Source organism: Stenotrophomonas sp. a6 (assembly GCF_030913325.1).
Lineage (GTDB): Bacteria > Pseudomonadota > Gammaproteobacteria > Xanthomonadales > Xanthomonadaceae > Stenotrophomonas > Stenotrophomonas maltophilia.
This window is the reverse complement of record NZ_CP133161.1, coordinates 841247-854815: the sequence shown is the minus strand read 5'-3', so window position 1 is coordinate 854815 and position 13569 is coordinate 841247. Positions and strand designations below refer to the sequence as shown.

Sequence of the window (13569 nt, the reverse complement as noted above, 5' to 3'; positions counted from 1 at the left end):
CAACGTGAAACTGGTGGAGGGAGGTGGATTCGAACCACCGAAGGCGTAAGCCAGCAGATTTACAGTCTGCCCCCGTTGGCCGCTTGGGTATCCCTCCTTACCACCCCATTCCGTTGCCGCCGAAGCGTTGCGGTGTGTGGTGGTGAGCCGCTTATTCTGCTGATGGGACGGGGGGCTGTCAACGCTTTTTTCCATTTTTTTCACACGCTGTCGCAAACCCATTGATACGCAAGGTTATTGCCCGGGAACCGGCAGGGTCTCGTTGGCGAAAATTGCGACATGAGGGACGCCGTCGCCGCCGATCCAGCCCCGATACATGCCCTGGGTGTTGAACGGCGTGGCCATTTTTCCGTCTGCGCCGAGCACGATCGCACCGCCGTCGCCGCCCATCTGCGGAATCGTCTCGTTGATCACGCCCTTGCCGGCCTGCTCCGGGCTCTGCCCCTGGTAGCGTATGCGCGCGCAGATCTCGTGCGCGGCCGCAGTGCGGATGTAGTACTCGCCCCACCCGGTGCCGGACACCGCGCAGCGTGCGTCGGCCCAGGTGCCGGCACCGATGATCGGCGAGTCACCGACCCGGCCGTAACGCTTGTTGGTCATGCCCCCGGTGGAGGTGCCGGCGGCCAGATGCCCCTGCGCGTCCAATGCGACCGCACCAACGGTACCGAAGTGCTTTGCAGTCTCCAGGTCGGCATGCGCCTGGCCGCTGGCCTCTTCCTTCAGCGCGCGCTGCAGCTGCTGCCAGCGCTTCTCTGTACGGAAGTAGGAGGGATCGACCAGAGGAATGCCCTGCTCGGCCGCGAAGGCTTCGGCGCCCTGCCCGACCATCATCACGTGGCGGGATTTCTGCATCACGGTCTGCGCCAGCAGGATCGGGTTGCGCACCCGCTGCACGCCCGCCACCGCGCCCGCCGCCTGGTTCGCGCCATCCATGACCGCCGCATCCAGCTCGTTGTGGCCGTCGTGGGTGAACACCGCGCCCTTGCCGGCGTTGAAGGTGGGATCGTCCTCCAGCACGGTGATCGCGGCGGTGACTGCGGCCAGCGCGGGGCGCCCCGCCGCCAGTTCCGCATGGCCCTTCAGCAGTGCCGCCCGCAGCGCGTCACGTGCGGCCTTTTCCTCGGCCGGCGACAGGTCCTTGCGCTCGACGCCGGCGCCGCCGTGGATGACCAGCAGCGGTGAAGCGGCCGGTGCGGCCTGGGCAAGCATGGGCAGGGACAGCAGCGCAGACAGCGCCAGGCGCAGTTTCATCGGATACGTCTCCAGCAGTAACGGGGAATGGATTGCAGGGTAGTGCCGGCCGCTGGCCGGCGAGGGGCGTATCAGGGAAGGTGGGTTGCCGGCGAGCGGCCGGCACTACCGAAGCGTGAACTCAAGCTCACCGTCGCTGACGTCGGCCACGGCCTGATAGTCGGCCTCGGCCTGGACGTCATCCAGGCGCATGCGGCTGCCGCTGGCGACCACCGTTACCGGCACCGCGCGGAAGCGCAGCGGCTCGCCCTCGACCAGGCGGTCGGCATCGCGGCCAGGGTTGACCACCCAGACCTTGCCCTCGCCGTCAGCACTGTAGACCTGCGCCTGGCCATCAGGCTCCACGCACAGGGCGGTGTCCTCGTCGACGCCGATGCCGACGATGTCGGGGTCGCCACTGTCCTGTGCGGCACGCGCCACGAACACGATCAGGCGACCGAGCCGGTCGCGCTTGTCGAAGTGGGTGTCGGTGACCACGCGCTGCAGGTAGGGCATCTGCAGGAAGCCGCTGTCCATGGTCACCGCGCTGCCCATCGGGTCCGCCAGGGCGCCGGCAGAGGTGATGCTGCCGCCGTCCATCGCGCCGTAGGCATAGCCACCGAGGATGGCGAGCCCCGCACTGGTACCGGCAATCGGCTTGCCAGCGCGCACGTGGGCGTTCAGCGCGCGGTTGAGCGCAGTGCCCTTCCAGAAGCGGATGTAGCGCGACTGGTCACCACCGGCAATGAAGATGGCATCAGCTGCGGCAACCACGCGCAGCACGGCCGGATCGTCGGCGCCGCGGCGGCTGTCGAAGACCAGCGTCTGCACTGCGGTGGTACCGCCGATCTCGCGGTACAGGCGGTCCTGCAGCTCATCACTGCCAGAAGCGCGCAGGATCAGCACACGGCCATTGCCAGCCTGCTTCAGCCACCAGTGGAAGGCCTCCGGCACCCATTCGCCACCGCCCATCAGCATCATGGCCGGTGCGCGCGGACCGGGCCGGGGCGCGTCGAGATCGCCGGCTTCGTAGTAGGCGAAGCCCGGGCCCTGCAGGTCCTGCGCAAGGGCGACCAACGGCACGGCCAAGACCAGCAGCGCCAGCCAGGCGAAGGGGGCACGCAGGGTCCGATGGAGGCGTCGCATCTTGATCTCCCTGAACAAAATCGACTTGCAAGCGTTTCCACTCTTTGCCAGATAGGGACCCAGTAGTCAAGGACATGAAAAAGGCGTTAAATGCGCGCGCCCGTTCCGGAAATCTGAATGGGGGACAGGGCCCCTCCTCTGCGGGCCGGCTTCATTTCCGAGAATTCCTCATGCGTAGAAAGGCGATGGCGTGGTCAATCCAGCTGGCGTTGATGGGCGTGGCTGCTTCCGCGGCGGCCCAGGCATCGGCTTCCTCCTCGGTTCAACAACTGGATGCGGTGCAGGTCACCGGATCGCGCATTCCGCGCGCCCAGGTGGAAGGCCCCGCCCCGATCACGGTGATCGACGCCGAACAGATCCGCTCCAGCGGCTTCACCAGCGTGCCGGACGTGCTGCGTGCAATGACCCAGAACGGCGGTGAGACCCAGAGCCAGCAGTCTTCCAGCGGCGCCGACTTCTCGCCGGGCGCCCAGCAGGTGGACCTGCGCGGCCTGGGCCCGAACCACACGCTGGTGCTGGTCAATGGCCGCCGCATCGCCGACTTCCCGATGCCGTTCAAGGGCCGCAGCAACTTCACCGATGTCTCCAACATCCCGCTGGGGATGATCGAGCGCATCGAAGTGCTGACCGGCAGCGCCTCGGCCATCTACGGCTCGGACGCGATCGCCGGCGTGGTCAACTTCATCCTGAAGAAGAAGGCCGACGGCACCACGATCGACATGCGCATGGGCACCACCAGCGAAGGCGGTGGCGAGTCGTTCGACATGAGCCTGGCCAGCGGCTTCAGCCGCGGCAACTTCAACGCCGTGTACAGCGTCGAGCTGCAGTCGCAGACCCCGCTGTGGGCCTATGAGCGCGACATCCAGGATTCGACCCAGGACGGCCCCACCGAGGGCTCGCGCATCGCCCGCCGCGCTTACCTGCGTACGGACTACAACGACGACTACCTGGATCCGGGCGCGGCCACCTGCGAAGCGCTGGCCGGGCAGAACCAGGGCAGCACCTACCGCGCCTACCGCCCGCGCTACGGTTACTACTGCGGCAGCGACAGCTCGATCGGCTACGGCACCATCCTCAGCAAGCGCCGCGGCGCCAATGGCTACGCCTCGCTGAGCTACGACTTCGACAACGGCCAGCAATGGTTCGCCGATGTGCAGCTGGGCTACCACACGATGTCGCTGATGCGCGACGTCACCAAGTGGGGCCGCATGGACGCCAATGGCGATGAGTCGGGCTACTTCAACAACCGGGCCACCGGCGAGATCGAGTTCTGGCAGCGCCAGTTCTCACCCGAGGAAATGGGGGGCCTGCGCAATGCGATGGTACGCAGCACGCAGAAGACCTTCAGCGTGACCACCGGCTTCAAGGGCAATCTGGCCGGCAACTGGGACTACGAAGCGGCGCTGAGCCATTCGCAGTACCAGTCGCGGATCAGCTGGGCGCAGATCATCGCCGCCAAGGCGAATGACCTGTTCCTGGGCCCGCAGCTGGGCGTGGACGACGACGGTTTCCCGATCTACAACGCGGACCCGTCGCGGCTGTACCGGCCGCTGACCCGCGCCGAGTACGATTCGATTGCCGCACGCACTACCTATTCGCCGAAGTCGCGCACCGAGACGGCTGCATTCACGCTGACCAATTCCGCGCTGTTCGGCCTGCCGGGCGGTGATGCCGGGTTCGCCGCGACCGTGGAAGTGGGCCAGCAGGCCTATGCGCTGAATCCCGATCCGCTGGCCACCCAGTACTACTACTACAGCTGGAAGGATTCGGACGGCCAGGGCTCGCGCAACCGCTGGGCGACCGCCGCCGAGCTGCGCATGCCGCTGCACGAGACGGTCAACCTGAGCGTGGCCGGCCGCTACGACCAGTACCGCTATTCCGGCCACACCATCGGCAAGGCGACCTGGAGCGGCGGTCTGGAATGGCGCCCGATCGACACGCTGCTGGTACGCGGTTCGTATGGCACCGCGTTCCGCGCGCCGGACCTGCACTACGTGTTCGCCGGACCGGGCAACGACGAGACCACCGCCGAAGACCTGTACAGCTGCCGCGCCGATGGCGCCAGCGACTGTTCCGACTACGAGCGCAATCTGATCCGCAGCCGCACCGGCAACCGCCAGCTCGACCCGGAAACCAGCACCTCGTGGAGTGCAGGCTTCGTCTGGTCGCCGGCGATCGGCCTGGACCTGTCGGTGGACTGGTTCGACATCGACATGCGCAAGCAGGTGCAGGACATGGATGTGCGCACCCTCCTGGCCAACGAAGCGAACTGCCGGCTCGGCAGTGCCGACATCAATTCGCCGACCTGCGTGGACGCGCTCGACCGCATCACCCGTACCAGCGACGGCCGCCTGTACGGCGTGCGCGTGGCGCCGATCAACGTCGCCCGCGAGTCGACTTCCGGCATCGACGTCGGCCTGCGCTACCGCCTGCAGACCGGTATCGGCGACTTCATCCTCAATGGCACCCACACCTGGGTGAAGAAGCACGATTTCCAGCGCTACCCCGGCGATCCGACCCTGGACCAGTTCGCGGTCAACAGCGGATTCGACATCCCGCGCACCAAGACCAGCCTGAGCGTGACCTGGGAGAAGGACGCGTGGTCGGCCACGGTCTACGGTTCGCGCCTGGGCAAGCTGCCGATCTCGGACAACTACGACCAGTCGTTCGACTGGGAAAGCGGTGACAGCCCCTACGTGAAGGCGACCTACCGCTACAACGCCTCGGTGCAGTATCGCTTCGACGACCATTCGCGCCTGTCGCTGTCGGTGGTCAACGTGTTCAACAAGATGCCGCCGAAGGATGCCACCTACACCGCGTATCCGTACTACGACGTGTCCTGGTTCGACAGCGTCGGCCGCACCATCAACCTGCAGTACACCCACAAGTTCGGTGGCAGCGCGCTGTAAGTGCCTGGCCAATGTCGGTACAGGAGACCCCCGCTTCGGCGGGGGTTCCTTTTTTTTGCCACCTGAACGGTGCCCGCGTGCAGGCTCCGGGCCGGTCGGCCAGCCGGGGATTTTAGGAAACAGCTGATTCCGCGCCGTCCGCGCCGCTTCCTAGCATCGTTGCATGTTCCGCTTCCCCCGCCCTTCGCTGCAGAAGACAGTGCCATCGACCACCGCGTCGGTGCTGTTGCGCTGCCTGACCGTCTGTGTCTTCATCTGCCTGGCCGCCGCGGCCGGGTTCTACCTGCTCACCGCATTCACCGAGGACATCTCGACCCATCGCCGCGAGATGAATGCAGCGGCCTACAGGGCCCAGATCTATTTCGACCAGCGCGAAGCCCTGCTGCGCTACCTGGGCGATTCGGTGCTGGCCGGCCGCCCGGATGCGCCAGCTGCGGACAGCGAAGGGATGCGCCAGGTGCCGCTGGATGGTCCCGGTGGCCAGCCGGGACAACGGCTGCTGTTGTCAGCGCGTGCCGAGCACACGCTGCAGGCGCTGCAGACGCACCTGCTGCTGGTCGATGCGCGGGGTGCGCATTGTCTGGCCGGCGACGCGGTCGACGTCGACCTGGCGCGCCTGCCGTCGCTGCGTGCACTGCAGGCGCGCAACGGCAGCCTCGAGGGCGCTGACCGGGTGTACTGGCTGCGCCCGGGTGACCGTGGCGTCGCACTGGCGCAGCCGGTGCAGTCCGGTCCCCATCCGGCGCAGTGGCTGGTACTGCTGCTTGATACAGATGCAGCGGCGGGCATGATCGATGGCCAGGGCATCGGCGGTTATGCGTTGCTCGACCGTTCTGGGCAGCCTGCATTGTCCAGCCAGGCGCCGCGGCTGGATCGCGCGGGCTGGACAATCCTGCGGGAACGCCAGGACGACAGCTTCGGTACGTTATGGAGCGGCGGCCTGCCGCGCGGCGTAGCGCTGGTGAAAAGTGTCGGCAATGACGGCTGGCGGTTGGTCTACCACCTGCCGCCGCAGCTGCTGCTGGGCGACCTGGCCGTGCCCCTGCTGGTCTGCGTGCTGTTGCTGCTGCTGGCCGGTGTTGCGCTGCGCCTGCTACGGCATCGCGTGGACCTGCAGCTGATCCAGCCGGCCCTGCAGCAGCACCGCCGCCTGCTGGAGAACCTGGACTTCAGTTCGACGGTGATCGACATGGCGCCGGTCGGCATCTGCGTCCTGCGCCGCAACGACCGCGCGCTGCTGCTGTCCAACCAGCTGCTGCGCGACTGGCTCGGCGAGGAAGGCGAACACAGCGACTGGCAGGCGCCATGGCGCGGACATGCCGGCGAGCGCGGGTGCGGACTGGAATTCACCACCCGCGACGGGCGCCAGCTGCAGGTGCTGCACGCGGCCTGCCGCTACCAGGGCGATGATGTGCTGCTATGCGTCTTCCATGATATTTCCCGACACCGCCAGGCACAGGCCGCACTGTCGTCGGCACGCCAAGCGGCCGATGCGGCCAACCAGGCCAAGAGCGCGTTCCTGGCCACCATGAGCCATGAAATCCGCACTCCGCTGTACGGCGTGCTGGGCACGCTGGAGCTGCTGGGGCACACCTCGCTGGACGCCCGGCAGTCGCAATACCTGCGCACCATCGAGAGTTCCTCGTCGGTCCTGCTGCAGTTGATCAGTGATGTGCTGGATGTGTCCAAGATCGAGTCAGGGCAGCTCAGCCTGGAGCCGGCGGCGTTCTCGCCGCGCGAGCTGACCGAGAGTGTGCTGCGCAGCTTCGCCGCGTCGGCCACCTGCAAGGGCCTGCAGATCCTGGTCTGCACCGATCCGCGCCTGCCGACGCGGGTGCTCGGTGATGCCGACCGCATCCGCCAGGTGCTGGGCAACCTGCTCAGCAACGCGATCAAGTTCACCGAGCATGGCCGGGTGGTGTTGCGCGTGCGCCAGGTACAGCGCGAAGGTGAATCGAGCGTGCTGGCCTGGCAGGTGACCGATACCGGCGTGGGTATTGCTGCGGAGGAACAGGCGCGTCTGTTCGAACCGTTCCGCCAGGTCCGCGGCGCGGCCAGCGCGCAGGGTACCGGCCTGGGCCTGTCCATCAGCGACCGTCTGGTGCGCTTGATGAGCGGCGAGCTGCAGGTGGTGAGCGAGCCGGGCCTGGGCAGCAGCTTCAGCGTCCGCCTGCCATTGCCGGTGCTGGCCGCTGCCGAGGATGGGCCCACATTGCTGCCGGAACCACCGATCCTGGTGCGCGGCCGCGACCGCGAGCTGGTCGACAGTGCCTGTGGCTGGCTGTGTCGCTGGGGTGCCAACGCGCAGCCCCTGCTTGGCGACCCGACGCTGCTGGACCATGACGGCGCGATCCTGATGGATGGTGAAGCAGCCACTCCGCTGGCATGGTCGGGCCCGCGCGTGGTGGCATCGATCGAGGGCGGTGACCAGCCGATCACTGCCGCCGATGGCAGCCTGGTCGTGACCCTGCATGGCATGACCGCGATCGGCAATGCGCTGGCCAACGTGCAGCAGCAACGTGCGGCGCAGCCGGAGACCACGCGCTTGGCACCGCCCGTGCCGCTGGGGCTGCGCGTGCTGGCGGTCGAGGACAACCCGATCAACCGGGTGATCCTGGCTGAGCAGCTGCGCACCCTCGGCTGCGACGTGGAGCTGGCACAGGATGGCATTGAAGCGCTGCAACGGTGCCGCGAGCAGTGCTTCGATCTGGTGGTGACCGACATCAACATGCCGCGCATGGACGGCCACGCGCTGGCCCGCGAGCTGCGCGATGACGGCAACCTGGTACCGGTGATCGGCGCCACCGCCAATGCCACCGCCGAAGAGCGCGAGCGCTGCCTGGCCAGTGGCATGCAGGGCTACCTCAGCAAACCCATCGACATCGCCCGCCTGCGCAAGGCACTCACCGCCCTGCGCCAAGGAGATCCCGCATGACCCAGCGTGTCCTGATCCTGGAAGACCAGCCCTTCCAGCGTGGTTTCCTGGCCAATCTTTTCGGCAGCCGTGCCGGCGTCCAGGTCGATGCCTGCGAAGACGTGGATGCCGCCATCGCACTGTGTGCCTGCCAGCCCTACGACCTGGTGGTCAGTGACCTGCTGATGCCCGGGCAGGACGGCATCCAGTTCATCCAGGCGCTGGCGGCGCAGCCACGCCCACCCCGCCTTGCCGTGGTCAGCGCGGCCCCGCGGCGGATGATGACCTCGGCACGGCTGATGGCCGAATCGCTGGGGCTGGAGGTGATCGGCCTGCTGCCCAAGCCGGTGGCGGCCGCCGACGTGGATGCCCTGTTCGAGGCGCTGGCGCAGGCGCGTCAGGCCACTGGCAAGGCCCCCACGCGCGCGGCGGCTGCACCCGAACCGGATGTTTCGCAGCTGCGCCAGGCCATGGCCGATGGCAGCCTGACGGCCTGGTTCCAACCGAAAAAGTCACTGCAGTCAGGGCGGGTCGTGGCGGCCGAGGCACTGGTGCGCTGGCGCCATCCGCAGCTGGGCGCGCTGGCCGCTGGCAGCTTCCTCCCGGCGATCTGCCGATACGGGCTGGAGGGCGATCTGCTGCGGATGATGCTCAAGGCCAGCATCAGCGCACAGGCACGCTGGCGCAAACAAGGGTTCCGGGTACCGGTATCGATCAACCTGCCCCCTCACCTGCTGGAGCAGTCGGACCTGCCCGACGAACTGCTGGCACTGACCCTGGCCAACGGCGGTACGCCTGGTGAATTGTGCTTTGAGCTGATGGAAAACAGCACCACGCGGCACGTCAGCGACTTCTATGCCGGTGCCTGCCGGCTGCGCATGAAGGGCTTCGGCCTGGCCCAGGATGATTTCGGGCAGGGTCTGAGCTCGGTCCACAATCTGGTCAATACCCCCTTCACCGAGGTCAAGATCGACCGCGCGCTGGTCAGCGGCTGCGCCCGTGACCCGGCCCTGCACCTGACCTTGTCGACGGTGATCGCGCTGGCCAACCAGCTCGGGCTGACCATCGTGGCCGAGGGCGTGGAAAGCGATGCCGACCTGGCCGCGCTGCGCCAGCTCGGCTGCAGCCAGGTGCAGGGTTTCCTGATCTCGCAGGCGCTGCCCTCAGACGAGTTCACCCGCCTGCTGGACGAAGAAGCACCGCAACTGGACGAAAGATCGCGAGCCGCCCTGAGCTGACACGGATTCCACAGCGACTTCACAACATCATCAAGTCGCATTGACGATCCTGTCTGTGCAGTGGCGGCGGACTTTGCGCTGCCGCCACCGGTGCCTCTGTCCGCCCCCACCCTGAGACCCGCCATGCCGGCCGAGGCCGCCCCTGTTCGCCGACTCGCTCGCCGCTCACTGCGTGTCCACGCCCTGCTGATCGGCGTGGTGGTGCTGGCGACCCTGCAGGCCGGACTGCTGCTGTCTGCCGGCTCGCAACTTTTGAACGAAGAGCGCAGCAAGATCGAGTACCACTTCCGCCGCCTGGACGGCACGCTTCGCGAGCAGGAGCGCTTCCTGCGCCAGTGGCGGCTGCACGATGTCGGCGCACGAGGACAGCCGGTTGCCGATGCCAGCGTGGAACTGCAACGCGGCCCGTTGTTCGCCAACTTCGCGGCGATCGGGAGCGAGGGAGCCAGTCTTTCGCTACCGAACGAGCTGGGCGATCGTTTCCTGCGCTTCTACGGCACGTTCTGGTCGGCCTCGCACTACCCACCACCGCAATGCCTGCTGGTCGATGGCCAGGGCACGCGCGGGCTGCTGGCACCGGTGCAGATCGGCGTTACCGATGCGAGCCAGAACAGCCCGCATCACCTGCGCCCGGCGATCGCCGACATCCACCGGGTCATGGGCACGCGTCCGGCGCTGCAGCGCGGTGGCATCGTCTGGGTGAGCGTACCGTGGCGCGACCGGCAGACCCGTTTGCTGGCCATCGCGCATGCGCCGCAGGATGCACGCCTGTGGGGCGAGGACGACAAGGATTCACAGGCCGCGCTGGCCTGCCTGCTCGATCCGGGACGTGTCGATGACTACCGGCAGGTGCTGGGTGTTCCGGTGTTCCAGCGGCTGTCGCTGTTCGATACCGATGGCCAGCGCCTGCTGGGCGATGCAGCAGACGCCAGTGACGCTGGCACCTCCTGGAAGGCCGGCCTTGCAGGCCTGCAGTTCCGCATGCGCAGCGAGCGCGGCTGGCTGGCGGTGTACCACGTCAGCTGGCGGCAGGTGTTCCAGCACCCACAGGGGCCCTTGCTCGGCGCGATCGTGGTGGCCCTGCTGCTGGCGTTGGGTGGCACGCTGCTGCTGCGCGCGTATCGGCGTTCGGTCATCGAACCACTGCGCAGCAACCACGCGCGCCTGCTGGAAAGCGAGGCCTTCAGCCGCACCATCCTGGACAACGCGCCGATCGGGCTGTGCCTGCTGCGCCGTACCGATGGCAATGTGCTGCTGGACAACACCCTCGCCCGCCGCTGGCTGGGCGAAGACCACCACAGCGGAGGCTGGCATGGCCCTTGGCGGCGCAGCGTGCTGGCCGCTGGAGGCACCACGCTCGGCGATGGGCTGGCCTACACCACGCCCGAAGGCCGCCACCTGCTGGTGACCGCGACGCCGGCGCGCTATCGCGGCGAGCCGGCGGTGCTGTGTCTGTTCATCGATCTCAGCAGCCAGCATGAAGCCGAACAGGTGCTGCAGCAGGCGCGCCGTGCCGCCGACCAGGCCAACCGGGCCAAGAGCCAGTTCCTGGCCACGATGAGCCATGAAATCCGCACGCCGCTGTACGGCGTGCTCGGCACCCTCGAACTGCTCGGACTCACACCACTGGATGCGCGGCAGCAGGACTATCTGGCGACGATCCAGCGTTCGTCCTCGACCCTGATGCAGCTGATCAGCGACATCCTCGACGTCAGCAAGGCAGAGGCCGGGCAACTGAGCCTGGAGCCCAGCCCGTTCGATCCGGTGCGACTGACCGAGGATGCGCTCGACTCGTATGCTGCCGCGGCCGCCAACAAGGGGCTGCGGTTCTACGCCTGCATCGATGCCGACGTGCCACCCTTGGTGTGCGGTGATGCCGCGCGGATCCGCCAGGTCCTCAACAACCTGATCAGCAACGCACTGAAGTTCACCGACAGCGGGCGCGTGGTGGTGCGCGTTTCGGCACGCTGGCAGGAGCAACGCTGCTGGCTGCAGTGGCAGGTCGCCGATACCGGTATCGGCATTGCCAGCGAACACCAGGCGCACCTGTTCGAGCCGTTCTTCCAGGCCAACCCGGGCACCGATGCGATGCGCGGCACCGGCCTAGGGCTGGCCATCTGCGCGCATCTTGTGGCGTTGATGGAAGGCCAGCTGCGTGTGGTCAGCGAGAGCGGCCTGGGCAGCAGCTTCAGCGTCGAACTGCCGCTGCCACCGGCGCCGGCGGATCCGCAGCAATCCCCTGCGCCGCAGCTGCCTGCGGGCCTGCAGGTCCAGGTACGGGGCAGCGTGCGCGAGCTGGTGCAATCGCTGTGCGAACGCCTGCAGCAGCGTGGTGCACAGGCCAGCGTGTACCGGGAAGACAGCACGGCAGACTTGCCATCGCCCACCGTGCTGCTCGACCTGGTCCTTGACGACCCGCTGCCCGGGTGGGCCGGTGGACCGCGTGTGGTCGCCTGCCGCGAAGGCGGCGTGCGCCCCCGGCACATTGATGGCTTCTGGCAGGTTGGCCTGCACCGGTTCGATGCGATCGTGCTCGCGTTGGCCGCGGCCAGTGGCCAGCCGCTAGCGGCGAGCGCCGAAGGGCGCCTGCCGGCGACGCGCCGTTTCGGCCTGCAGGTGCTGGTGGCCGAGGACAACCCGATCAACCAGGCGATCCTGCGCGACCAGCTGGAACAGCTCGGCTGCCGCGCCGTGGTCGCCAGCGATGGCAATGAAGCGCTGGGCTACTGGCAGCAGGGCGCGTTCGCGCTGGTGCTGACCGACCTGAACATGCCCGGGATGGATGGCTATGGCCTGGCGCGCGCCTTGCGGGCGCGCGGTGTCAGCGTGCCGATCCACGGTGCCACCGCCAACGCCGATCCGGCCGAACGCCAACGCTGCCAGGAATCGGGCATGCAGGGCGTGCTGGTCAAGCCGATCACGCTGGAAGCGCTGCAACGCCTGCTGATCCGGATCACCCAGGGCGATGCGGCGGTTTCCGCGCCGCCGCAAAGTCCTGTATCCACCGATACGCGCGATGATGATCCGCCGCTGCAGGTTCCCGCAAGAATGCAGGCATTGTTCGTGCAGACCATGCAGGCTGACCTGGACAGCCTGCGCCAGTCGATTGCCACCGCCGATCCGGCGCGCGTGGTGCAGGTACTGCATCGCATCCGCGGCGCACTGGTCATCGTCGGCGCACCTGCGCTGGTGGACAGCGGCCTGCGGATCGAACAGGGCCTCGCAGGCGGCGATGACCTGGTCACCCAGGAGGCTCCGCTTGCCGGCTTCCAGCGACGCCTCGAACAGCTGCTGCATCCGCTGCTCGGCGCGGCATCTCCTTCCTCATCTGACGACCCGAACCCGCCATGACCACACGGATCCTCATCGCCGACGACCACCCGATCGTGCTTGCCGGCATCCGCGACGTACTGGCCGGGGAGCTGGACCTCGAGGTCGTGGGCGAAGCGGCCGACCCGGCGACGCTGATCGAGCTGATGACCCGGACCCGGCCACAGGCGGTGATCACCGACTACAGCATGCCAGGGGGCGACCGCTTCGGGGACGGCATCAAGCTGATCTCGTTCCTGCGCCGCAGCTTCCCGGAGACGCGCCTGCTGGTGCTGACGATGGTGTCCAACCCGTCGTTGGTTGCGGCGATGTATGCCGCTGGTGCCGGCGGCGTGGTGCTCAAGAGCCATGGATTGGGCAGCCTGGTACAGGCCCTGCGCGTGGTGCTGGCCGACCGCGTCTACCGGCCCCCGGGCCTGCTGCCGGTAGCGGCGAGCGAGCCGGCCGATGCCGATGCGGTGCGTGCGCGGCTGTCGCCGCGCGAGCTGGAAGTGATCCGGCTGTTCACCGGCGGCATGAGCGTGGGCGACATTGCACGCCAGCTGCAGCGCAGCGCCAAGACGGTCAGCACGCAGAAGATCAGCGCGATGCGCAAGCTGGGCGTGGACAGTGATCAGGCGCTGATCGAGTACTGCCTGCAGGCCTCGTTGTTCGCCTGAGGTCCACTCCAGGCTGAACCCTGCAGCCCCTGTACAAGGGTCTGCACCGGCTTTAGGAAACGCCTGATTCCATAGGACAGCGCCGATTTCTAGGCTGGACGCATCCCGCCTTGGTGCGCCTGCCGGCAGTAGCTGCGTCGCCC

Annotated in this window: 7 protein-coding genes and 1 tRNA gene; 5 read left to right on the top strand and 3 right to left on the bottom strand. The window is 67.5% G+C overall.

Annotated elements, in window-relative coordinates; all coding sequences use genetic code 11:
• Positions 1–11 precede the first annotated feature (11 nt).
• From Q9Q79_RS03850 to Q9Q79_RS03840, 3 genes are all read right to left on the bottom strand, one after another.
• Positions 12–97, bottom strand: a tRNA-Tyr gene (locus tag Q9Q79_RS03850).
• A 137-nt stretch (positions 98–234) separates the two neighbouring features.
• Positions 235–1251, bottom strand: a complete 1017-nt coding sequence (locus Q9Q79_RS03845) for an isoaspartyl peptidase/L-asparaginase (protein WP_201863997.1) — start codon at positions 1249–1251, stop codon at positions 235–237.
• A gap of 105 nt (positions 1252–1356) precedes the next feature.
• Complete coding sequence (locus tag Q9Q79_RS03840) at positions 1357–2376, bottom strand: cyanophycinase (protein WP_012479232.1); 1020 nt, start codon at positions 2374–2376, stop codon at positions 1357–1359.
• A 170-nt stretch (positions 2377–2546) separates the two neighbouring features.
• Between Q9Q79_RS03840 and Q9Q79_RS03835 the strand changes: the two genes are divergently transcribed.
• The 5 genes from Q9Q79_RS03835 (at position 2547) to Q9Q79_RS03815 (ending at position 13426) form a co-directional block, all read left to right on the top strand.
• Positions 2547–5285, top strand: coding sequence for a TonB-dependent receptor (locus Q9Q79_RS03835; protein WP_201863995.1), 2739 nt, complete (start codon positions 2547–2549; stop codon positions 5283–5285).
• A gap of 163 nt (positions 5286–5448) precedes the next feature.
• A complete protein-coding gene (locus Q9Q79_RS03830; RefSeq protein ID WP_201863994.1) occupies positions 5449–8220 on the top strand; it encodes a response regulator in 2772 nt (923 codons plus the stop codon).
• Positions 8217–9437 (top strand): EAL domain-containing response regulator, encoded by a 1221-nt coding sequence (locus Q9Q79_RS03825; RefSeq protein ID WP_049418869.1) that lies wholly within the window; start codon positions 8217–8219, stop codon positions 9435–9437. Before Q9Q79_RS03830 ends, Q9Q79_RS03825 begins: the two co-directional genes overlap by 4 nt.
• Before the next feature lie 123 nt (positions 9438–9560).
• Positions 9561–12788, top strand: coding sequence for a hybrid sensor histidine kinase/response regulator (locus tag Q9Q79_RS03820; protein ID WP_201863993.1), 3228 nt, complete (start codon positions 9561–9563; stop codon positions 12786–12788).
• The gene (locus Q9Q79_RS03815; RefSeq protein WP_005408195.1) at positions 12785–13426 is read left to right on the top strand and encodes a response regulator; all 642 of its coding nucleotides are present in this window, start codon (positions 12785–12787) and stop codon (positions 13424–13426) included. The genes Q9Q79_RS03820 and Q9Q79_RS03815 overlap by 4 nt, the downstream gene beginning before the upstream one ends.
• Positions 13427–13569: the final 143 nt, after the last annotated feature.